Consider the following 23,445-nt stretch of genomic DNA (forward strand, 5'->3'; position numbering starts at 1 on the left):
AACCGCCGTGAAAGGCGGTTTTTTTATGGGTATTGATCAATGGGTGCAGATAACTGCTGTTGAGATTCTGGAGGTGAAATGTCACAGGCTCATCAGCAGTCAGTCATTTTTTGCCTCAGCTTTTATTGTCTTCCGGCAGTTCAATGACAAATGCAGCCCCTTCAATGCTGGCTTTCTCAACATAGATGCGCCCGCCATAACAGGTCACGATGTCGTGGCAGACAGACAAACCAATTCCCTGACCTGGATTGCGTTGATCGGCCCGGATACCCCGCTGGAAAATAGCTTCACGCATATCATCACTGACGCCGGGACCATCGTCTTCCAGGCGAATCACGAGCTTGCCCTGATGCCGGGTTGCACTCAGACGAATTTCGCTGATACAAAAGCGAAAGGCGTTTTCGAGCAGATTCCCGAGCAGTTCCATCAGGTCCGTCCGGTTAACGGGCAGGCATAAGGTTGCGTCAAACTGTCGCTTCAGAGTGACTTCCTTGCTGCTGTAAATCTTTTTCAGCATCCCTTCAAAGCTTTCGACAACCGGATTGAGCAGCGTTCGGTCTTTCTGAAGGCCCTGCTGGCCCATCAGTGCCCGCTTGAGCTGGTACTGTACTAAATCATCCATCTGGCTGATTTGCTCCAGCATCCGGTAGTTCAGATCGCAGCGGGGCAGAGAGTGATCATCCAGCAGAGCATTTGCAGCAGCCAGTCGGGTTTTCAGGCTGTGGGCCAGATCATCCATGGCATGCCGGTAACGGGACGTTTTGTCATTACTGATCCGAATTAGCCGGTTCAGTGACTGAGTCACGTCCTGCAATTCTGTCGGATAGTTATTGTCAAGCTGGTCACGCTTGGCATCAGTAACCTGATTGAGCTGCCGGGCCAGTTTACGCAGCGGCTGAAAGCTCCAGTGAAAGGCGGCAATCAAAAATGCAATTGCGATCAGTACGAAGAGACCGAGGTAAAGTGCCGTGCGGTGATGAAGCCGGCTTAATGATGTCTCATAAGCCGTCCCGGAGCGAAGCACAATCAGCTGATAGGCATTGCCGTTTTCGCGGTCACGGCTGATATCGTAAGCGATATAGCTTTGATCGTTCTCGGCTTTGACCAGGGTCGGGGTTTGCATGGCATCCGGCAGGCTGCTGCAAATCTCGCTGAGGCCAGCGGCTTTCGCTTCATCCGAGAGCCACATGGTATTGTCACTCCGGTCACAAAGGACAGACATGTAGTCGGTGGCAGAGGGATCCAGCGAGTCAATCCACTTATCGACGTCTTTAATCAGACCGGCCCGGTTCAGCTGGGCCACGACAAGCGGCATCTGGGCGACCAGATCCGTGGAATAGGCCGCCATGTAACTCTGGCTGTAGAGTTCATTGATCACCCAGGCAAGGGCCGAAGTGATCAGGGCAATGATTGCAATCGAAGTAATCATGACCCGGTGTCGCAGACGGGGCAAGATGGCCAGCTTCATTGCGCGGCAATCTCAAAAATATACCCCTGACCCCGAATGGTTGAGATTGGGTTTTCCTGCCCGGTCTGGCTGATTTTCTTACGCAGACGGCTGATCATCACCTCAATGGTGTTTGGATCCCCTTCCTGATCTTCATACAGGACATCCAGCAGACGCTGTTTTGAAACAACCTGACGGCTGTGGCGCATCAGGTATTCAAGCAGTTCGTATTCAAATGCCGTCAGTTCAAGCAGGTTTTCGCTGACAAAAACCTGTTTCGCGAGCAGGTCGACCCGGATTTCACCCGCAATCATTTCCGGTTTGATAAAGCCGGCACTGCGGCGGACCAGGGCACTCAGGCGGGCAACCAACTCTTCTTTCTGGAACGGTTTCACCAGATAATCATCGGCACCAGCTTCCAGGCCGGTGACTTTGTCTTGCCAGTTTGAACGTGCAGTCAGAATGAGGATTGGCAGTCGCAGCCCCTTGTCCCGGATCTCACGAATCAGGGTGATACCATCACGGTCCGGCAGACCGATATCGACGATGGCCACATCATTGGGGTAGTTTTCAGCAAAAAACAGGCCTTCTTCAGCCGTATTGGCACATTGAACCTGGTTGCCCAGTTCGCTGAGCTGAGTTTTCAGATGGTGGCACAAAATTGGGTCGTCTTCGACTATCAGGATGCGCATCATAATTTAGTTACCTGAGGCAATAAAAGCGTGTGGCTTGGCTCTGAAAGTCCGATTTATAACAAAGCGGACTGCAGGGGACAAACCTATCCGGAAAATTGTGAAGGATTATATCATTGAACGTCTGAATCTCGGCTGACTCTGAGGATAGCGAGTCAGCCGGGTTATCAGTCAGCACGTTAGCTGAGGATGATGATCAGTGTACCGGCAACGGTGAGCAATACGTTTGCGATGGCGTAAGTCCCCGCATACCCCAGAGCAGGAATGGTACTGCGGGCATGTTCATTGATCATGTCCATCGCCGGGGCACAGGTACGGGCGCCGATAATGGCACCAAACAGCAACGCTCGGTTCATATTCAGGATATAGGCCCCAAACAGGTAAGCCAGCATGACCGGAATGACGCTGACCATCATACTGACAAGAAAGACGCTCGGACCGATTTGAGTAATGGACTCAAACAGGTTGGAACCTGCACTCAGACCAATCCCGACCATGAAGACCATCAGGCCCAGGTCTTTTGCCATGTTCAGCGCCCCTTGCGGAACGTAGCCGAAAGTAGGGTGGTTTGCCCGCAGGAAACCCAGTGAGATCCCGGCCAGCAGTAAGCCTGCGGCGCTTCCGAGGCCAAAGGTGATCTGGCCGAATGTCATCGTGATCGAACCAAACAGCAGGCCCATAATAAAGAAGCAGCAGAAGGCCAGCAGATCGGCGATCTGGCTGTGAATCGAGATAAAACCGATACGTTCTGCCAGTCCCAGTACCCGGCTTTTCTCGCCACTGACCTGAAGGATATCCCCTTTATTGAGCAGGGTGCTGTGATCCATCGGCATTTCAATCTGAGCGCGAACCACGCGGTTCAGGAAACAGCCATACTCAGCCAGATTCAATTCTGACAGGCGTTTTCCGGCGATGTTGTCATTCTTGACCACGATTTCTTCTTCGACGATGCGCAGATCCAGCAGATCACGGTCGAATACTTCTTTCCCGTTCCGGAAGCTCGGGTCCAGACGGGCATGGCTGTCCGGGTAACCGACCAGTGCGATTTCATCCCCTTCCTGCAGGATGGCATCCCCATCAGGGTTGGCGAGAATGCCGTGGCGACGAATGCGTTCGATGTAGCATCCCGTCTGGCGGTAAATACCCAGCTCACGTAAATTCCGGCCGTCAATCCAGTCGATCAGCTCCGGACCAACGCGATAGGCACGAATAATCGGCAAATAGACTTTTCGCTGTGCGACTTCGCCGATGCCGCGCTCTTTCGCAATTTGCTGCGACGATTCGGCCAGATCCTGCTTCTGCAGTTTCGGCATCAGTTTTGCCAGTAGAATCAGGCTGATCAGACCGATGAGATACGACATTGCATAGCCGACACTCAGGCTGTCAATCAGCTCTTGAATCACTAATGGGTCAGAAAGGCTGGATAAGCCGCCGCTCAGAGCGTCTTTCGCACCGACCAGAACTGGTGTTGCGGTCAGTGAACCGGCCATTAAACCTGTCGCCAGACCCAGATCCAGACCCAGATAGTGCGACATGGTAATGGTGATCGTGATGGCTGAGATCAGGACGACTAATGCCAGCAGCAGATAGTGTTTTCCGTCACGAAAGAAAATGCCAAAAAAGTTGGGACCGGCCTGAATACCGACACAGAAAATAAACAGCATAAAGCCGATATTCAGTGCTTCAGCATCAAAAATGAAACCAGCATTTCCAAAGATGAGGGCGGTGAGTAAGACACCAATGGAGTTCCCAATCTGTAACTGGGCTATTCGGAGTTTTCCGACCGTAAGACCCACAGCAAGAACTACAAAGAGGAGCAGAATATCATTCTGGCGAAGCAGGTCAGCAACGTCGATGTTCACAACAAATTTTTCCGGAGTCAGCGCTTTCTACTAGAGATGTGAGACGGAATTTTATCTTAAACAAATGTAATGTGATATAGATTTTCGAGATTTGAGACACAAAAAAGGCTGATTAAACAGCCTTTCTGTCAGGGGTTCACAAAAACGTAAAAACCCGCAATGTGATGACCGGTTGCGTCAGTGCTTACTGAAACAGAGCCAGGTTTTCTTTCGCGTAAGCTTCGAATTCGGTACAGCCGCCAATATGGTCTTGATCAATAAAGATCTGAGGCACGGTTTCAACTGGTTTACCGACAGTCTTTTCCAGATCCGCTTTTGTAATGCCTTCGGCATGGATATCTACATAACGGTAGTTGAAATCGTCACGATCTTCTTTCAGTTTGTCTGCTAACTCTTTTGCACGAACACAGTAAGGGCACCCAGGGCGGCCAAAAATAACGACGAACATAGAACTTCTCCTTTGTCTTGTGGGGCTACTATATCGTGACTCAGTCAGCAGTCAAAGTCGGAATTATCATTTGCATCAATAGAAAATTCCGATGAAGAGCAGGGAGCAACAAAGTGCTCAACCTTTCCTCCATGGCAGACGAAAAAAGCCAGACTGGGCAGCCTGGCTTTGCGTGGCAGTAGTGGTAAAGCGAAATCAGAAATCGTAGCGAATCGCCAGCGCCAGAATGTCTTCGTTGCCGTCGATCTGGTCAGCTTTGTACTCTGCGTAAGTACGCAGTTGTTTGTTGAACTTATAATAAGCACCAACAACGTAGTAATCTTCTACATCGACACTTGAACCGGCATCAGCTTCCAGGAAGTTATAGACAGCCTGTGCTGAGAAACCATTTCCAAAGTCATAACCCAGAACGACTTCGTAGCCATCATAGTCTGTGTCTGACTCAGTTCCTTTTTTGTCTTCCCAGTTTTCACCGGTGCTGTAAAGGAAAGCAGCGTAGATGTTGTTGGCATCATAAGCAGCAGACACGGCAGCGACTTTGGCATCGTCAGAACCGTCAACGCCTTCACCCTGGTTATAACCGGCACCTACCTTAAAGCCCATTGGCAGCGAGTAAGAAGCTGCGATGCCGTAAGATGTTGCTGTATCGCCGTCAGGTTGGGTCACTTCGTTGTTGTCCAGCTGGTAGCTGGCTTCTACCGCCAGTCCGCTGAACTCGCCGGTGTACTTCAGTACAGAGCTGGCTTTACCCGTACCGAAACGGTCTGTGCCCGTACCACTGGCATCAGCACCGAACTCTTCCAGAGTATCGGTATAGTCTGAAATCAGTGTATATGCACCATACTGGCGGCCGTAAGTGGCTTCGCCAAAGTTACCGCCCAGTCCGGCATAAGACAGACGCGTTTGCAGGCCATCTTTCTTAGAAGATGCATTGACTTCGGTTTCGTAAACACCAACACCGTACAGGTCGTTGTTGATGTCTGCTTTCCCTTTCGCGCCAAAGCGGAAATAACTTTGATCGCCTTTTTCGTCTTTGTCGTCAGAGCTGTAGTACATACCGACCATACGGCCTTTAATCTCGACAGACTGACCATCTTTCTCATACACCGTGGTTGAGGCAGCGGCAGTACCCGATGCAAGCGCGACCAGAAGCGCTGATGCTAAAACTGTTTTATTCATTGTCATTTCCCTGCTTTATATACGAGTGCTTTTATGGCTGTTTTGATGAGGTGCAGAATAGAGGGGGAATATGACAAAAAAATGTTGTTCAAAAGTCACTTTAGTGACATTTCCATCAGCCAAATCAAAGGGATAAGTGTAACTTTTGATTGTTATTTGAGCGCTCTGTCAAAAGGGACTGAACTTTCGGCATATGATAGAGTCTGCAATTCAATGCCAACAGATGAAGAGAAATTATGAATCAGACCATTGAAACGATACTCGCACATCGCTCTATTCGTCGTTTTACTTCTGAGCCGATTCAGGCAGAAATGCTGGCGACGATATTGGATTGTGCAATTGCTGCTTCGACTTCGAGTTTTATCCAGTGCGTCAGTGTTATCCGGGTAGTGGATACAGAAAAGCGGGTGCAGCTTGCCCATTTGGCCGGCGATCAGCCTTATGTCGCCGCTGCGGCTGAGTTTCTGGTGTTCTGTGCGGATTTCCATCGCCATCTGCAAATTCATCCCGAAGCGCAACTTGGCTTTACGGAGCAAACCTTAATTGGTTCGATTGATGCCGCTCTGATGGCGCAGAACGCTTTACTGGCAGCTGAGTCTTTAGGGTTGGGCGGGGTGTACATTGGCGGGATCCGGAATCATCCGGCGGATGTCTCGGTGGTGCTGGATCTGCCTGATCATGTGATTCCTTTATTCGGACTCTGTCTTGGACATCCTGATCAGAATCCGGAGTTAAAACCGCGTTTACCGCAGTCGCTGGTGGTTCATCAGGACAGTTATCAGCATGAACTGCCGCGTCAGCTGTTGGCGGAGTACGATGAGAAAGTTCGCCGCTATTATCAGACCCGCACCGGTGGAAATAAAGCGGTGAGCTGGTCTGAGCAAATTACGGCGACTCTGGCCAAACAGGCGAGACCCTTTATGAAGGATTTCCTTGCAAGTAAAGGCTTTAGTACCCGTTAAGCTTCAGTTAAACTATTTGAGCATTCACTCACTTTTGTTTTTGCATGATTGAAGAAATGGCATCCATCTGCTTCTAATGGAAGACGATGGATACCAATCGCTCACCAATCGCAGGATTCAGATATTTCATACTGGTTGGACTTCTGTCGCATTATTGATATAGCCATCCATAGGTCTGAATGGTTTTACTGGCAAATCAAGTCATTACGGAATTATTTATGAAAAGAACGGGCCTTTCAGCCCTGATGCTACTCTCTGCTGTATTTTTGAGTGCTTGCTCGAGTACATCTGAATTAAACAATGATGATACGACTGTCATTTCGGAACAAGGGGACTTTCAGCGAGCTACATCCGCTTACCGCAATTGGCAGCAAAAGATAGAAAAGTCGCAAAGTCTGGCCATCTACTCTCCGGATAATTATCAGGTACTGAGTGCAAGCTGGGAGAAGGCCTCACAGATCTATCAGGAAATTACGGCAACGCCTTCAACGGCCTATAAGAGTTATTCTCTGTTTTCATCAACGACATATCTTCAGCAGTTGGAACTGGAGCTGGAACATGCCGAAAGTGCTTTGAATCAGCTGAAAAAATTACAGAAAGTCGCTGATACGGTGTTGTCGCCGGCGATTACCCAGATGAATTATCTTGAGTCGCTGGACGCAAAACAGTACTACCGCAGTGAATACACAAGACTGTATCGTTTATACGAGAGCCTGTTCTCGCTTGTTGAAAGCGGTGACTTGAATGAAGCGCGGGAAGACCAGGATGAGTTCCTTTCCCGGAGCAACAGTCTGGAAGTCAAAACGATTAAGAGAATTTACATTGCGCCGCTTGAAGCCATGATGATTGAATTGCGCCGTCAGGATGTCAGAGACAATGCCCCTGCCAGCTATGCGCAAATCGAGCGTAGTATTGAAGCCGGGAAAGCGCTGGTGGATCGCACTCCCAGAGATTTTGACGCCATTCAGCAGGCGACTCGGGTGATCCGTTTCGAACTGGCTCATGCTCAGCATATTTCACTGGAAGTGCAGCGCTTACGGGATTTAAGCAAAGACAATTATGAAGCTTATATTCTTGAGTTTGAGAATAAGTTACTGCGGATCTCCAAAGCGCTGAAGGATGAAGACTGGCGTGACCAGCCGATCCAGGAACAGGCGCGGCTGATTAAAGACAATGCAGAGCAGGTTAAGCTGGCGGTTGTGAATAACTCATCAGATGAAGAGCTGCTCGCAGGGAAGGAAAAATATATCCGTGAACTGAATGCACTGGTCATGCAGCAACAGCGTCAGATCAGTCAGCTGAAAGGTAAACTGGCTGAACAAACCGAGGTTGCGCCACCAATTCCGCTACCACCGATGGAGACGAAAATGGCAGCGGAAACCGAACCACAGGCTGCGTCGCCTCAGTCTTCTGAAACACCAGCTCAGGTTCAGTAATCAGCGAAAATGACTGAAAACATGATGTCTTTTTCAAACCGTTGCTTATGCAGCGGTTTTTTTATGATTTTTTCAGGGAAATGTGGTTTTCAGGGTGCTGGGTTATTGCAAAAACTCAGTATTTCACTCTGAATGCATCGAGCGTAAAGAGGTTGGTTGACATGCAGGTTTCATCAGGGATTTGGCGGCCTTCAGATGCATTTGGTAACATCTTTCGCGGTAAATGAATATTTTTGTTCTTTACTTTTATCCGGATTTTTCAGCTATTTTCCCTGAAAGGTTGTTTTTTGCACAAAGAAAGCGTTGTTTTCCCTACAGACATGGATTAGAATTCGCGCCGCACTATATTGCGCAAATTTTTTAATTCATATCACTTTTATTTAAATTTTCCTGTAGGGGAATAAAATGTCTACGAATTTTGCAAATCCGGCACCATTGGGATTGATGGGTTTTGGTATGACAACCATTCTGCTGAACATCCATAATGCAGGCTTTTTCCCGATCGATTCAATGATCCTGGCTATGGGGATCTTTTATGGTGGTCTGGCACAAATCCTGGTTGGCCTGATGTGCTTTAAGCGTGGCGATACCTTCGGTACCACGTCATTCACTTCTTATGGTTTGTTCTGGCTGACTCTGGTTGGTCTGATTGTGATGCCAAAAATGGGTCTGCCAGCGTCACCAGCTAAATTCATGGCTTGGTACCTGACGCTGTGGGGCATCTTCACGGCTTTCCTGTTCATTGGTTCTCTGAACTACCCGCGTGCAAAACAATTTGTTTTTGCTTCGCTGACGATTCTGTTCTTCCTGCTGGCAGCGCGTGATTTCACAGGCAGCGAACTGATCGGTACGATCGCTGGTTTTGAAGGCATCATCTGTGGTGCGAGTGCAATTTACTTTGCAATGGCTCAGGTGCTGAACAATGAGTTCGGCCGTACGATCCTGCCAATTGGCGAGCGTAAAGTTGTTGCTGCTGAGCCGTTAAAAGCTGCTGCATAATTCTTGATATCGTTGAATAACTGCGATTTGCCCCGCACGCATGTGCGGGGCTTTTTTATCTCTGCTCTCAGAGAATCGGCGGGACGGTGACAGATGTCGGGTGGCTTAAGTTTGTGAATCCCGGTTCTGCAAGGCAACTCAGCAGATAAAGCGGGAAGGCAGGGGCCGGATATGTGATGACAGCTTCGACAGGATGACGGATAGATCTTCCCGCGGTGAATGTCCCTGAACTGGAAATCCTGATTTGCGTAGACAGACAGCAGAGATGATGTCAGGCACTGCATTTTTGCGAGCCATTTATGCGTGTTCATGACCATAAGGAGAGGTGATCAGGCTCTCGTTGGTTGTTTTCATCAATGCGCTCAATGTTTCAGTGAGTTGATTCGCGGACGCAAACTGAAATTTTACTCATCTCTGGGCGTTCAGATTTGCTCTGTGGCGCATAAAAAAGGCTCTTCGGTCGTGAAATATAGGCTTGTGTTCAGGTAATCGTCGAATTGGTCGCTATGATGATTTGTCTGAGAATAAAGACAGGGATGCTGTTTGATGTTTGAGCAGCATACCGACGAATCTGAACTGACAGGAGGACTTCAATTGGGAATCTGGATCATACTGGGTATTGTGCTTGTTGCTGTCGTCGCAGCGATTTCTGTTTACAACGGCCTTATTGGTAAGAAGAATCAGGTGGAAAATGCTGAAGCATCGATTGATGTGATGCTGAAAAAGCGTTTTGACCTGATTCCTAATATGGTGGAGAGCGTGAAAGCTTATATGGCGCATGAATCTTCATTGCTGCAGGAACTGACGACACTCCGGACTCAGGTGCAGCACGACGGTTTGGCCGGCGAACAAAAAGTCACGCTGGATAAGCAATTGAATGCCACAATGTCGCGTTTCAACATCGCTGTTGAAAATTATCCGGATCTGAAAGCCAGTGAAAATTTTGTGATGCTGCAGCGTTCGATCAATGAAGCTGAAGAGCAAATCTCAGCGGCGCGCCGCGCTTACAATGCTTCGGTGACCGACCTGAATAATGCGATCGAAATGTTTCCTTCAAGTCTTTTTGCCAGCCGAATGAACCTGAAGCAGCGTGTCTTGTTCGAAATTCCTGAGCAAGAAAGACAAAATATCAATGTTGGCCAACTGTTCCACAAATAATCGGGAGTGTCATGGAAGCTTCAATGGAAACCAGAGAGAATCTGGTGGAACTCAAAACACTCTTTGACACCACGCTGAAAGACCAGCTAGAGGACTTGGACAAGATCCGAAAAGAAGCTGTGAAACGTTGTTATTTGTCAGCCATGCCTATCCTGACCAGCCTATTGATAGCGATGTATTTCGCGTTTAGCGGAAAAAGTAATGAGTGGATCATCTTTTGGCTTCCCAGCCTGATGTCAATCGTAATGTATTACTATGTTTCCCTCAAATGGAATGTCTACCGGGACGCTTATAAAACACAGGTCGTCGGAAAACTGCTGAAAACATTCAACGACAGTTTTGAGTACTCACCCAACGATCATATTTCCCCTGAGAAGTATAAGGTCAGTGGCTTATATCGCCGTCATTATCACCGCTACAACGGGGAGGATTACGTTCGGGGTGTCGTGGGAAAAACCGCGATCGAGTTTTCGGAGCTTCATACCCAGTATAAGACGACCAGGACAGACTCTAAAGGCAAGAGGCGGACAACCTGGCACACCATCTTCAAAGGGGTGTTATTTATTGCTGATGCCAATAAACATTTCAATGGTAAAACTTATATCACGCCTGACAGTGAAGGCTTCTGGTCTTCGGTTGGAAAATCGCTGAATAATCTGTTGGGGGGGAGTGGTTTTGGTGAACGTGTTGCAATGGAGGACCCTGAATTTGAACGTCATTTTGAGGTGTACAGTGATGATCAGATTGAAGCACGTTATCTGATCTCGACTTCACTGATGCAGCGGCTGGTTGCCTTCAGGAAAGAAGCCAACGCAAGTGTCGCGTTATCCTTCGTTGGGGACAGCTTACATATCGGGATTCCTTCCCGAAAAGAGTATTTTGAACCCAAGTTGTTTCAGTCTGCAGCCAATTTTGATGCCGTGAAAGATATTTATCAGGACTTGGATTTCATTACTGGGATTGTGGAAGATTTGGCGCTCAATACCCGAATCTGGACCAAAACGTAATCGTCCGGGAAATTCAGAATAAAAAAAGGGAGGTATGGCCTCCCTTTGTCTATATGATTTGCTGATTTAGCAGATCACTTTAATTGCCAGACCACCCTGAGAAGTTTCACGGTATTTGGCGTTCATGTCTTTACCGGTTTCCAGCATGGTCTCGATCACTTTGTCCAGAGACACGCGTGGCTCAGAGGCGCGACGCAGGGCCATTCGGGATGCGTTGATCGATTTCACCGCAGCAATACCGTTACGCTCGATACAAGGCACCTGTACCTGACCGGCAACCGGGTCACACGTCAGACCCAGGTTGTGTTCCATTGCAATTTCAGCAGCCATACAGACCTGCTCCGGACTTGCGCCCATCAGCTCAGCCAAGCCAGCTGCAGCCATAGAACAGGCCACACCCACTTCACCCTGACAACCAACTTCTGCACCAGAAATAGATGCGTTGCGCTTGTACAGACCGCCGATCGCGCCGGAAGCAGCGAAGTAACGCAGGTACTCTTTCTCGCCTACAGGCTGAATGAACTTGTCGTAGTACGCCAGTACTGCCGGAATGATACCGCAGGCACCGTTGGTTGGTGCCGTCACAACACGACCGCCAGCGGCGTTTTCTTCGTTTACAGCAAACGCATACATGTTCACCCAGTCAACAACAGTCATCGGGTCGTTGTTGGTGCGTTCAGAAGTAATCAGCTGCTGACGCAGTGCCGCAGCACGACGCGGAACACGCAGCGGGCCAGGCAGAATACCTTCTTCGTTCATACCGCGGTCCATACATTCCTGCATGGTTTTCCAGATACGGGAGAAGTAGTCTTTGATTTCTTCGTCAGTATGCATGGCGCGCTGGTTTGCCATGACCACAGAACTGATAGAGCGGCCCTGATCCTTACAGTGCTGCACCAGTTCTTGTGCAGACGTAAACGGGAACGGAACCTGAACTTCAGATTCATCATCTTTACCGAAGTGTTCTTCATCGACGATGAAACCACCACCGATGGAGTAATAAGTCTTGCTGTAAACTTTTACATCACCCGCCCAGGCGTGAATGCTCATACCGTTTTCATGCAGCGGCAGATTGGTGTTATGGAAATTCATGCCACCGTCACGCTGGAAATCGACCGTGTGAATGTTACCAGCAATTGGAAGACGTTCGGTCTCGCCGACACTGGCGATAAACCCAGGAATGCTGTCGATATCCACAGTTTCGGGGCTGTTGCCCGCCAGGCCCATGATGATGGCAATATCTGTGTGGTGGCCTTTACCTGTCAGAGACAGAGAGCCATACACATCAACGGTGATTTTGGTGACATCGTTGATAGTGCCCATCTCGCGCAGGTCATCGACAAACTCTTTACCTGCTTTCATTGGACCTACAGTGTGCGAACTGGAAGGACCCACACCAATTTTGAAGATATCAAAAATACTGATCATGCGTAGTACCTCAGTCGGGGAAGCAGTCTTGCTTCAGCCCAGGACTGTTATCTTTTTGATGAACTCCCGCCCCTTCCTTGGCGAGTATAGTCAAAACAAAAGAGCAGGCGATGAAAGCTCCCCTGCTCTTAAGTATCGGTTCTTTTACGTATTTTGTCAGTAAGGCTGTACAGGCGACGCTTAGAAGAACAGGCCGTACAGAATGGCTGAGATAGCGATCAGGCCCATCAGCGTGACAAATACGTTGCTTATTGCGCCCTTGTACTGCTTCATTGCAGGGACTTTATGCACTGCATACATTGGCATCAGGAACAAAATAGTCGCAATAATCGGGCCGCCTAATGTTTCAATCATTCCCAGAATACTAGGATTAACTGTCGCGACCAACCAGATAGTTGCAATCATGAAGACAACAGTAAATTTGTCAATCTTCTTTTCGTTAACTTGCTTACCAGACGACTTTAATTGTTTAGAAACCAATCCATTCAGGCCTTCGCGAGCACCTAGGTAGTGACCAAAAAAGGACGATACAATCGCAACAAACGCAACGATCGGGCCGAGATATGAAATAAACGGATTATCGTGTTTGTTTGCCAGATAAGACAGGATGGCCAGGTTTGCTTTCTTCGCAGCAGCCAGATCTTCCGGAGACAGGCTCAGGACGCAAGAGAATACAAAGAACATTACAAAGCCCAACAGCATCAGTGCAGCACGGGACAGAATGCGTGATGCTTTCTCTTCTGCATGGATACCATGGTCACGAGCCTGCGCTTGTGAGAAGGCAGAAATGATCGGGCTGTGGTTGAACGAGAAGACCAGAACCGGGATGGTGATCCACAGGGTCACCGCAAAATCACCCAGAGATGGCATGGTGTCCATGCTCACGGCAGACAGGTTCCATTCCGGGATCAGGTAGACCGACATGAACAGCAGGATGCCGACCAGCGGGTAAACCAGGAATTGGGTCACTTTCAGCATCAGTTTCTCACCAGCGACCATCACAGACATCATGCCCAGAATCAGGATGATAGACAGCAATGCGCGCGGCATGGATTCCATGCCCAGCTGATTGACCATGAAAGAATCAACGGTATTGGTGATACCAACGCCATAGATCAACACAATCGGATAAATCGCGAAGAAGTAGAGGAGTGTGATGAGTTTACCGGCGTTCACGCCAAAATGTTCTTCAACAACTTCAGTAATGTCGCTTCCCGGCTTGGAAGATGACAGCACGAAGCGGGCCAGACCGCGGTGTGCAAAATAGGTCATCGGGCCAACCAGAATGGTCATTGCGACCAGTGGCCAGAAACCACTCATACCCGCATTAATTGGCAGGAACAGGATACCGGCACCGACCGCTGTACCAAACAGCGAGAGTACCCAGGTTGTATCCTGCGCAGTCCAGCGGCTTTTTGGCGCCGCAGATACAGTTGCAGTTTTTGTTTGCATAGGAAAATCCAAATTAGATAGGGAACAGGAACAGGCGTATTTTCCCTTATTTGGCGTATGAAAAAATGATCTGTGAAAAAACTGGCTCACTATTTAACATTTGTTGCAAGGAAATGAGAGTTTGATCACCAAAAGTTTTTTTAAATCTGTTTCAGATGGCGAAAGGTTCAGCAGTTTGAGTCTGTATTCTGAACTGACTTTGGGATATCGACCCATATTTGATGTGACAAAGCTTTGACGATCTGCGCTGTGGCACCCCAAATGGCATATTCCTTGTATGGGATCGCGTAGATCGTATGTGATCGCCCCCGGAACATAAAATGTTGCGTGCGCATATTCCGCGGGTCGAGGAGGAAGGTGATGGGCACTTCAAAGATGCTGTCGACTTCATTGTGATCCAGAACTGGCTGGTAGTCGGCAGTGATGGTTGACAGGAAGGGGGTCACCATATACCCGCTTAGCGTCGGCAGTGCAGGCAGCTGGCCGAGAATATCTTTTCTATCGCAGAGAATACCAATTTCTTCCTGCGTTTCCCGGATGGCTGTGGTCATCAGTTCACCGTCTTCAATTTCAAACCGGCCGCCCGGAAAGGCCACCTGTCCGGGATGATGTTTCAAATGACGGGCACGGCGGGTGAGAATCACATGATAACCGTCATTGCGGGCTACCAGAGGAATCATCACAGCCGCAGGTTTGAAGCGGCTGCTGTCAGGCAAAAGTTGTTTGATGCGTCTGTGGTGGCTGCGGTCATACTGGCCGGGCTGGGCAAGCAGAAAACGGCTGAGCATGTGATGCTGAGTGATCATGAAACTATCCTGACAGCGCCCCCTCCCGGCGAAATGTTGAGGGTCTGTTACAAGATTGGCAGAATCCTGCTCAACTTGTCCAGCGTTTCCTGGTATTCGCTGTTTGCCTCACTGTCTGCGACAACACCGCCGCCAGCCCACGCATAGATCTGGCTGTTTTCTGTAATCAGCGTCCGAATTGTGATGCTGGTGTCCATACGACCACAGCGGCTGAGATAACCGATACTGCCGCAATAAACGCTGCGCCGATGAGGTTCCAGCTCTTCAATAATTTCCATCGCCCGTACCTTCGGAGCACCGGTAATCGAACCGCCGGGGAAGCAGGCCCGGAGCAGATCAGCGGCAGAATGTTGCTCCGGGTTCAGCGTTGCAGTGACCGTACTGACCAGATGGTGGACTGCCGGAAAGCTTTCTATGGCAAACAGGCTGGGAACACGAACAGAGCCCGGTGTCGCAACCCGTCCGATATCATTGCGAAGCAGGTCGACAATCATCAGGTTTTCGGCACGGTCTTTCTCTGCATGCTTCAGATCATCTGCATTGGCCAGATCCTGAGCCGGATCTTCAGAACGCGGCCGGGTACCTTTAATGGGTTTGGTTTCAATCTGGTTGGCTTCCAGTTTCAGGAAGCGCTCCGGTGATACAGACAATACTGCGGCCTGCTCAAGACGGATAAAGGCTGAGAACGGCGCACCATTACTGTGTTCCAGTTTTTGGTACGCCTGCCATGAATCGCCTTCGTAGCTAGCCTGAAAACGTTGGGCCAGATTGATCTGATAGCAATCACCGGCTTTCAGATACGCCTGGACCTGGTCGAATTTGGTTCGGTAGCTTTCCGGTGACATATTGGCCTGCCACTCAGAAGTCAGCCGGAATCCGGCAGATTGCTGCTGTTGCTGCGCCTGTTGCTGCGCTAACCAGGAAAGGCGAGAGTCCACTTCCGGCGCGACTAGCGTCAGTGTTTGTGTCTGATGGTCTGCAATCAGTGTCCAGTCGTAAAGACCGACAGCCATATCCGGCGCATGGATATCCTGTATGGCAAGCGACGGCATTTTTTCAACCTGACGGCCCAGATCATAGGCGAAGTAGCCCAGTGTACCGCCAATGAAGGGTAAATTGGCTACAGGTTCAGCATTGGGCAGTAAATCCGCTTGCAGAGTTTGCAGCAGGGCGAACGGGTCCTGCTGTCTGATTTCCCGGGTGCCGTCGGCATAGGTGATGGTGTTGGTATCGCCGCGGGTTTCGAGGGTTGCCAGCGGGTTGGCAACCAGGATGTCGTAGCGGTTGTCCGGGTGGCCTTCGGCCGCAGAGCGCAGCAACATCGCCCACGGCGAAGCAGAAAGGGGTTCGAACCAGCTCAGGATAGCATCCTTGCTATAGTCCAGATGCAAAACCTGAAGTTGAGAGACAGCAGAATATTTCATTTTCTTTTTTGTGACAGGTGTTCGATTGGCGCATAGCGCGAGATTGCAGGCAAGAGTATCATAAAAATGAAAATGCGACGCCTGCACCGTGACTTTTCTCCGGTTTGTTGATGATTCAGCTCAAGACTCTGGTCTGCCTCTGGCACCCTACTGTCCAGTCCGGGTCGGACCCGTCAAATCGCAGGCGCGCAATACGACAATAAGCAACGAGGGCAACTATGACCGTCATCCGTAAAGACGATGTGATTAGCAGCGTAGCTGATGCGCTGCAATACATTTCCTACTACCATCCGCTGGATTTTGTTCAGGCCCTGGAAAAGGCTTATCACAAAGAACAGAGCCAGGCTGCAAAAGATGCCATGGCCCAGATCCTGATTAACTCCCGTATGTCAGCTGAAGGCCATCGCCCGATTTGTCAGGATACAGGCATTGTGACCTGTTTCGTGAAGATCGGCATGAATGTTCAGTGGGACAGCGATCTGACCGTGCAGGAAATGATCGACGAGGGTGTGCGTCAGGCTTATAACAATCCGGTGAATCCGCTGCGTGCTTCTGTTGTTGCTGATCCTGCGGGTAAACGCATCAACACCAAAGACAACGCACCGGCTGTTGTGCACATTGATATGGTGCCGGGAGACAAAGTTGAAATTCAGTTGGCGGCCAAAGGCGGCGGCTCTGAAAACAAAACCAAAATGGTGATGCTCAACCCGTCAGACGACATCGCAGAATGGGTCGAGAAGACTGTTCCGCTGATGGGGGCTGGCTGGTGTCCGCCGGGCATGCTGGGCATTGGTATCGGTGGTACCGCAGAGAAAGCGGCTGTACTGGCGAAAGAATCGCTGATGGAATCCGTTGATATTCAGGATCTGATGGAGCGCGGCCCGCAGAATGCGGAAGAAGAATTGCGTCTGGATATCTTCAATCGCGTGAACAAGCTGGGTATTGGTGCTCAGGGTCTGGGCGGCCTGACCACAGTGCTGGATGTGAAAATCAAGACAGCGCCGACCCATGCTGCGTCAAAACCGGTGTGTATGATTCCGAACTGTGCAGCGACCCGTCACGTTCACTTCACACTGGACGGTAACGGACCTGCTGAACTGACACCGCCGAAGCTGGAAGACTGGCCGGAAGTGACCTGGGAAGTGGGTCAGAATACGCGTCGTGTAAATCTGGACAACATCACCAAAGAAGAAATTCAGGAATGGAAGTCCGGCGAAACTGTATTGCTGTCCGGTAAAATTCTGACCGGTCGTGATGCGGCTCATAAGCGTATTCAGGAGATGCTGAAAAGCGGTCAGGGTCTGCCGGAAGGCGTTGATTTTACCAATCGCTTTATCTACTACGTTGGTCCGGTTGATGCTGTTGGTGATGAAGTCGTGGGTCCTGCGGGTCCGACAACCTCCACCCGGATGGATAAGTTTACCGATATGATGCTGGCCGACACGGGTCTGATCGGCATGATTGGTAAAGCAGAACGTGGTCCGATCGCCATCGAATCGATCAAAAATCACAAAGCTGTTTATCTGATGGCGGTTGGTGGTGCTGCGTATCTGGTGGCCAAAGCGATTAAGAAATCCCGCGTGGTTGCCTTCGAAGATCTGGGGATGGAAGCCATCTATGAATTCGACGTTCAGGATATGCCAGTCACCGTTGCTGTAGATTCTGACGGTGTGAATGCGCACCAGACAGGTCCGGATATCTGGAAAGTCAAAATTGCAGAAATGGACGCCTGATCGAATAAATAACTTTCAGTCAGAAATATTTTGAAAAACAAAGGAGCCGTATGGCTCCTTTTTTTCATGTTGGTTTAATCTCTTATTAAGGTATCAGCCAATAAAATGGCATTTTTTTGCTATAAAGTGTGTATGTAAATACATCATGCTGAAAAATTTTGACGTCGTGAATTGGAGAGCAATCAATGAGGCTCACTTTGTTGGCCCTGTGTCTGACGGCTGGTTTAACCGGTTGCAGCGAAAAGAACCAATCCGCCCCGGAACCGGCATCCAGGCCGGTAAAGCTGATGGTGGTTGAGGTTGGCGAAAGCCAGACCTATCGAACTTTTCCTGCTCAGGTAGAGGCAGGGGATAAAGCTGTACTGGCCTTTCGGGTTTCCGGAGTGCTGGAAAGTGTGGATGTGCGTGATGGGGAAGAGGTCAAAAAAGGCCAGCGGCTTGCCCAGCTGAAAACGGATGAACTGACTCTGTTGGTTGATCAGGCTAAAGCAAACTACAGCCTGGCGAATGTGCAGTACAAGCGAAATGCGGAACTGCTGAAAACCAATGTGGTGTCTGAATTGGATTTTGACCAGTCGAAAGCGGCCAGAAATCAGGCCAAAGCTGAATTGGATAAACAGCAGGCGAATCTGAAATATGCGACGCTCATTGCCCCTTACAACGGCACGGTCTCCATTTCGATGGCAAATGATTATGAATACGTCTTGGCAAAACAGCCGGTGATGCACATTCAGAGTGAAGGGTTGCTGAGTGTCTCGTTTCAGCTGCCGCAACAGTTGCTGACCCGCCTCAGTGCCAGTGATGACCGCACCGCACAGGTGATTTTCGATACGATTCCCGATCAGGCTTTTGAGGCGAGGCTGAAGGAAATTGACACCGAAGCGGATACCAAAACAGCGAGCTATCAGGTCACGCTGACCATGGAGAAACCGATTGGCCAGAATCTGCTGCCGGGCATGGCGGCTCAGGTGAAGGTAGCGCTTCCGTTTACCGGTTCTGGTGCTCTGCCGGAGCGGGCGATCCTGCGTCAGAATGATAAAACCTATGTCTGGCGGGTTGCTGAAGACGGTAAAGTCAGTCAGGTAGAAGTTGTGCTGGATGACAATGACCGGATTCTTGAGGGACTGGAAGATGGTGAGACGATTGCCGTTTCTGGCGTGACTGAGTTGAAAGAAGGTCAGGTTGTGCGGGAATGGGTGAAGGAGCGGGGTCTTTAAGATGAAGAGTACCTTTTTAGTCCGTTTGTCCGCTTGTGCTTTCGCTTTGGTTCTGGCCGGATGCGGCCGGGAAGCGCAGCATGAACCGAAAATGCCGCAGCCTGTTGCGGTTTACACCGTAACCATGGAAGACAGCGCCCCCATTTTGTCTTTTCCGGCTGTTGCTGCTGCCGCCGATAAATCAGTTTTGTCTTTCCGTCTGCCGGGTGAAATCATCAAGGTGAATGTGAAGCCCGGGGAGTTCGTAAAGGAAGGCCAGTTGCTGGCACAACTGGATCCGACGGATTACCAGCTTGAAGTCAATGATGCGCAGGCCAAGTTTAATGTGGCCGACAGCCAGTACCGCCGTTCTGCCAAGCTGGTGAAGCAGGGATATCTAGCCCAATCTCAATTTGATGAGCTGGCGGCTCAGCGACAAATCGCTAAGGCGAGGCTGAATCTGGCCAAACTCCGGCTGACTTTTACCGAACTGCATGCACCGTTTAGCGGCGTTATTTCCCGTGTTCCTGTGGAGCAATTTGAGAATGTTCAGGTTGGGGAAGCGGTGATGAATATCCACAGTGCTAAAAATGTCGATATTCTCATTCAGGCGCCGGACATGATTTATTCCAAAAGTACGGCCAGACAGGTTCAGGACCGACATCCGGGTACCAAAGTGGTTCTGGATACCGGTCATGAATATACCGCTTACCTGAAAGAGTACACCACCGAACCGGATCCTGAATTGGGGTCGTTCAAGGTCACCTTAACCATGCCGATGCCGAAGGACGAATTTATTCTGGACGGGACGGCCGTGGAAGTGAAAGTGGATGCCCAGCGCGTGCAGGTTTACCGCTCAGATGAAGTGGTGATCCCGCTGGAAGCCGTGTTTAACGAAGACGGAGATGACATTGGCCCTGCGAATAAGTTTGTCTGGGTTGTAAACGAGGATCATACCGTGACTAAACGCCAGGTGGTGACCGATAAAGTTGTCCCGAACGGTGTGCGTCTGGTCTCCGGCTTAAAAGAAGGTGAAGTGATTGTGACTGAAGGCGTGAACCGTCTCCGTGATGGTCAGCAAGTGAATATTGTCGACCAGGAGGCAGCCAGCTCATGAAACAGGATATCGCAACCTACTTTATTAAAAATAAAGTTATCAGCTGGATGCTGACCCTGATTTTTCTGATTGGGGGCTCGATGTCATTTCTGGATCTGGGCCGGCTGGAAGATCCTGAGTTTACGATCAAGGATGCCATGGTGGTTACTTCTTACCCGGGGGCCACGGCTCAGCAGGTTGAGGAAGAAGTCACGTACCCGATTGAAAAAGCGATTGGTCAGTTGCCTTACGTTGACGAGGTCAACTCGATTTCCAGTCGGAATCTGTCGCAAATCACGGTGACCATGAAAAACAAATATGGTCCGAATGACTTGCCGCAAATCTGGGATGAATTACGCCGTAAGGTGAATGATCTCAAACCGAGTCTGCCGCCGGGTGTCGGCACCCCCAAAGTCATCGACGACTTTGGTGATGTGTACGGTATTTTGCTGGCGGTGACCGGTGAAGGGTATTCCTATCGGGAACTGAATGACTACGTCGATTATCTGCGCCGCGAGCTTGAACTGGTTGACGGTGTCGGCAAAGTGCAGGTGACGGGAACGCAGCAGGAGCAGGTTTTCATTGAAATCTCCATGCAGCGTCTGAGCAATCTGGGGATTTCACCGCAAACAATTTATGGCACGCTTCAGCAGCAGAATCTGGTGACCAGTGCTGGTGGTATCCGGGTTGGTGACGAATATATCCGGGTTCAGACCACAGGTGAGTTCCAGAATGTGGATGCGCTGGGTGATCTGATTATCAAAGATGCCGGTTCTCAGGGACTGATTTATCTGCGCGATGTGGCCACGATCAAACGCGGTTTTAAAGAAATTCCGGACAATCTTGTCAGCTATGACGGGATGCAGGCATTGAATGTCGGGGTTTCCTTTGTGTCCGGGATCAACGTGGTAGACGGCGGTAAACGGGTCATGGCCCGGCTGGCAGAGCTGAAAGAGCAGCAGCCTGTCGGGATTGATATTGGCGTGGTGTACAGCCAGCCTTCGGAAGTTGATAAGTCGGTCAGTGGTTTTGTGATCAGTCTGGGCCAGGCTGTGGTTATCGTGATTGTGGTTCTGCTGTTCTTCATGGGGCTGCGTTCCGGACTCTTGATCGGCCTGATCCTGCTGCTGACGGTTCTGGCGACTTTCGTGTTCATGAAGTGGATGGCAATCGATCTGCAGCGAATTTCGCTGGGGGCACTGGTCATTGCGCTCGGGATGCTGGTGGACAATGCCATTGTGGTGGTGGAAGGTATCCTGATCGGGATGCAGAAAGGCCGAACCCGGCTGCAGGCGGCGTCTGACATTGTCACGCAAACCAAATGGCCGCTGTTGGGCGCGACTGTTATCGCGGTGATGGCATTTGCACCGATCGGGCTGTCGCAGGACTCAACGGGTGAGTATACCCGCACCCTGTTTACCGTCCTGCTGATCTCCCTGATGCTGAGCTGGTTTACCGCTATTTCCCTGACGCCTTTCTTTGGCGATCTGTTCTTCAAATCACAGAAGATTTCAGACGGCGGTGAAGCGGATGACCCGTACAAAGGCTTTGTCTTTGTTGCTTATCGCAAGTTCCTGGAATTCTGTATGCGCCGGGCGTGGCTGACCGTGGTCGCACTGGTGCTGATGCTGGGGGCGAGCCTCTACGGTTTCACACTGATTAAACAGTCATTCTTCCCGGCTTCAACGTCTCCGATGTTCATGGTGGATGTCTGGATGCCGGAAGGAACGGATATTCGCGCAACTAATGATGCGCTGAACCGTTTGCAGCAGCAAATTGAGCAGGACGACATGGTGGAGTTTGTCAGCACCAGTGCAGGCAAGGGTTCACAGCGGTTTATGCTGACGTATTCTCCGGAGAAGAGCTATGCCGCTTATGGTGAGCTGATTATTCGGGTGAAACAGTTTGAAGATGTCGTTCCGACCATGTCGATGGTGCAGTCCGTGATGCTGAAGGACTTCCCGGAGCTGGAATACAAGCTGAAGCAAATCATGTTAGGCCCGTCTTCGGGGGCGAAAATTGAAGCGCGGCTGATTGGTCCGGATCCGACAGTGCTGCGTGGTCTCGCGAAAGAGGTGGTCGATATCATGCGTGCCGATCCGGGAACCGCCAATATCCGTCATGACTGGCGCGAACGGAGCAAGGTGCTGGAGCCGGTGTTCAATGAAAGTCAGGCCCGTCGTTACGGGATTACCAAGAAGGATGTTGATGACTTCCTGCAAATGGCTTTTTCAGGTCTGTCGGTCGGTATTTACCGAGAAGGCACCACGTTGATGCCAATTGTGGCGCGCTTGCCGGATCAGGAACGGGTTGATGTCAGTACCATTGAGGGCATGAAAATCTGGAGTCCTGCGGTTCAGGGTTACGTGCCTTTGCAGCAGGTGATTTCTGCAGTCAATGTTCGCTGGGAAGATCCGCTGATTGCCCGGAAAGACAGAAAACGGGTACTGACGGTGATGGCCGATCCGGATCCATTGGGGGATGAAACAGCAGCGACCGTCCAGAAACGGATTCAGCCTGCAATTGATGCTTTGGAGCTGCCGCCGGGTTATGCGCTGGAATGGGGCGGCGAATATGAATCGTCCGGTGATGCGAAAGCCTCGTTGTTCAGTTCAATGCCAATGGGGTATCTGATGATGTTCCTGATCACCATCTTCCTGTTTAACAAGGTGAAAGAGGCACTGATTGTCTGGGCGACCGTTCCGCTAGCGGTGATTGGGGTGGCAACCGGTCTGCTGTTGCTGAATACGCCTTTTGGCTTTATGGCATTGCTGGGTTTCCTGAGTCTGTCGGGAATGCTGATTAAAAACGGGATCGTACTGCTTGATCAGATTGAGATCGAAATCAGCAGCGGGAAAGATAAATATGAGGCTGTCGTTGATGCGGCGGTCAGCCGGGTTCGTCCGGTCTGTATGGCCGCGATTACCACGATTCTGGGGATGCTTCCGCTGTTGCCGGATGTATTCTTTAAACCAATGGCGGTGACCATCATGTTCGGTCTGGGGTTTGCCACAGTGCTGACTCTGGTTGTGGTGCCGGTGCTTTACCGTCTGTTCCACAGTGTTCCTTTGCCGTCCAGGCAGGCCTGATTTGACTACCAGATGAAACAACCCGGCTTTT

At 50.2% G+C, this 23,445-nt stretch carries 18 protein-coding genes; 9 read left to right on the forward strand and 9 right to left on the reverse strand.

Annotated features, from left to right (window positions below; all coding sequences use genetic code 11):
* Nucleotides 1-115: 115 nt before the first annotated feature.
* The 5 genes from SPK40_RS01850 to SPK40_RS01870 all read right to left on the reverse strand — a co-directional run bounded on the left by SPK40_RS01850 (nt 116) and on the right by SPK40_RS01870 (nt 5,628).
* The gene (locus tag SPK40_RS01850) at nt 116-1,468 is read right to left on the reverse strand and encodes an ATP-binding protein (protein WP_248140686.1); all 1,353 of its coding nucleotides are present in this window, start codon (nt 1,466-1,468) and stop codon (nt 116-118) included.
* Nucleotides 1,465-2,139: a response regulator gene (locus SPK40_RS01855; protein ID WP_248141678.1), complete on the reverse strand. Its 675-nt coding sequence runs from the start codon at nt 2,137-2,139 to the stop codon at nt 1,465-1,467. The genes SPK40_RS01850 and SPK40_RS01855 overlap by 4 nt, the downstream gene beginning before the upstream one ends.
* Nucleotides 2,140-2,318: 179 nt before the next feature.
* Nucleotides 2,319-4,001 carry an aspartate:alanine antiporter gene (locus SPK40_RS01860; protein WP_248140685.1) on the reverse strand — a complete coding sequence of 561 codons (1,683 nt, stop codon included), beginning with the start codon at nt 3,999-4,001 and terminating at the stop codon, nt 2,319-2,321.
* A gap of 184 nt (nt 4,002-4,185) precedes the next feature.
* Nucleotides 4,186-4,449, reverse strand: coding sequence for a GrxA family glutaredoxin (locus SPK40_RS01865; RefSeq protein ID WP_248140684.1), 264 nt, complete (start codon nt 4,447-4,449; stop codon nt 4,186-4,188).
* 195 nt (nt 4,450-4,644) lie between these two features.
* A complete protein-coding gene (locus SPK40_RS01870) occupies nt 4,645-5,628 on the reverse strand; it encodes a porin (RefSeq protein WP_248140683.1) in 984 nt (327 codons plus the stop codon).
* A 236-nt stretch (nt 5,629-5,864) separates the two neighbouring features.
* On the opposite strand from SPK40_RS01870, the gene nfsA reads away from it, so the two are divergent.
* The 5 genes from nfsA (at nt 5,865) to SPK40_RS01895 (ending at nt 11,190) form a co-directional block, all read left to right on the forward strand.
* Nucleotides 5,865-6,590 (forward strand): oxygen-insensitive NADPH nitroreductase, encoded by a 726-nt coding sequence (nfsA, locus tag SPK40_RS01875; protein WP_330959225.1) that lies wholly within the window; start codon nt 5,865-5,867, stop codon nt 6,588-6,590.
* 218 nt (nt 6,591-6,808) lie between these two features.
* Nucleotides 6,809-8,026: a hypothetical protein gene (locus SPK40_RS01880; RefSeq protein WP_248140681.1), complete on the forward strand. Its 1,218-nt coding sequence runs from the start codon at nt 6,809-6,811 to the stop codon at nt 8,024-8,026.
* A gap of 405 nt (nt 8,027-8,431) precedes the next feature.
* Nucleotides 8,432-9,025: an acetate uptake transporter gene (locus tag SPK40_RS01885; RefSeq protein WP_248140680.1), complete on the forward strand. Its 594-nt coding sequence runs from the start codon at nt 8,432-8,434 to the stop codon at nt 9,023-9,025.
* Nucleotides 9,026-9,571: 546 nt separating this feature from the next.
* Nucleotides 9,572-10,183 (forward strand): LemA family protein, encoded by a 612-nt coding sequence (locus SPK40_RS01890; protein WP_330959226.1) that lies wholly within the window; start codon nt 9,572-9,574, stop codon nt 10,181-10,183.
* 23 nt (nt 10,184-10,206) lie between these two features.
* Nucleotides 10,207-11,190: a DUF3137 domain-containing protein gene (locus tag SPK40_RS01895; protein ID WP_330959227.1), complete on the forward strand. Its 984-nt coding sequence runs from the start codon at nt 10,207-10,209 to the stop codon at nt 11,188-11,190.
* A 66-nt stretch (nt 11,191-11,256) separates the two neighbouring features.
* Here SPK40_RS01895 and SPK40_RS01900 read toward each other — a convergent pair whose 3' ends face one another.
* The 4 genes from SPK40_RS01900 to pabB form a co-directional block, all read right to left on the reverse strand.
* Complete coding sequence (locus tag SPK40_RS01900; protein WP_330959228.1) at nt 11,257-12,618, reverse strand: L-serine ammonia-lyase; 1,362 nt, start codon at nt 12,616-12,618, stop codon at nt 11,257-11,259.
* A gap of 180 nt (nt 12,619-12,798) precedes the next feature.
* Complete coding sequence (locus tag SPK40_RS01905; RefSeq protein ID WP_248140676.1) at nt 12,799-14,070, reverse strand: serine/threonine transporter; 1,272 nt, start codon at nt 14,068-14,070, stop codon at nt 12,799-12,801.
* A gap of 167 nt (nt 14,071-14,237) precedes the next feature.
* Complete coding sequence (locus tag SPK40_RS01910) at nt 14,238-14,876, reverse strand: CoA pyrophosphatase (protein WP_248140675.1); 639 nt, start codon at nt 14,874-14,876, stop codon at nt 14,238-14,240.
* Between the two features lie 47 nt (nt 14,877-14,923).
* On the reverse strand, nt 14,924-16,300 hold the full coding sequence (gene pabB / locus SPK40_RS01915; protein WP_330959229.1) for an aminodeoxychorismate synthase component 1: 1,377 nt from the start codon (nt 16,298-16,300) through the stop codon (nt 14,924-14,926).
* A gap of 218 nt (nt 16,301-16,518) precedes the next feature.
* Here pabB and SPK40_RS01920 point away from each other — a divergent pair, with 218 nt between their 5' ends.
* The 4 genes from SPK40_RS01920 to SPK40_RS01935 all read left to right on the forward strand — a co-directional run bounded on the left by SPK40_RS01920 (nt 16,519) and on the right by SPK40_RS01935 (nt 23,414).
* Nucleotides 16,519-18,033, forward strand: coding sequence for a fumarate hydratase (locus tag SPK40_RS01920; RefSeq protein ID WP_248140673.1), 1,515 nt, complete (start codon nt 16,519-16,521; stop codon nt 18,031-18,033).
* Between the two features lie 185 nt (nt 18,034-18,218).
* A complete protein-coding gene (locus tag SPK40_RS01925; RefSeq protein WP_248140672.1) occupies nt 18,219-19,250 on the forward strand; it encodes an efflux RND transporter periplasmic adaptor subunit in 1,032 nt (343 codons plus the stop codon).
* Between the two features lies 1 nt (nt 19,251).
* Nucleotides 19,252-20,346 carry an efflux RND transporter periplasmic adaptor subunit gene (locus SPK40_RS01930; RefSeq protein WP_248140671.1) on the forward strand — a complete coding sequence of 365 codons (1,095 nt, stop codon included), beginning with the start codon at nt 19,252-19,254 and terminating at the stop codon, nt 20,344-20,346.
* Entirely contained in the window at nt 20,343-23,414 is a 3,072-nt protein-coding gene (locus tag SPK40_RS01935) for an efflux RND transporter permease subunit (RefSeq protein WP_330959230.1), read from the forward strand. Before SPK40_RS01930 ends, SPK40_RS01935 begins: the two co-directional genes overlap by 4 nt.
* The last annotated feature ends 31 nt before the right edge of the window (nt 23,415-23,445 follow it).

It is taken from the genome of Photobacterium sp. 53610 (genome assembly GCF_036409375.1).
GTDB lineage: Bacteria > Pseudomonadota > Gammaproteobacteria > Enterobacterales > Vibrionaceae > Photobacterium.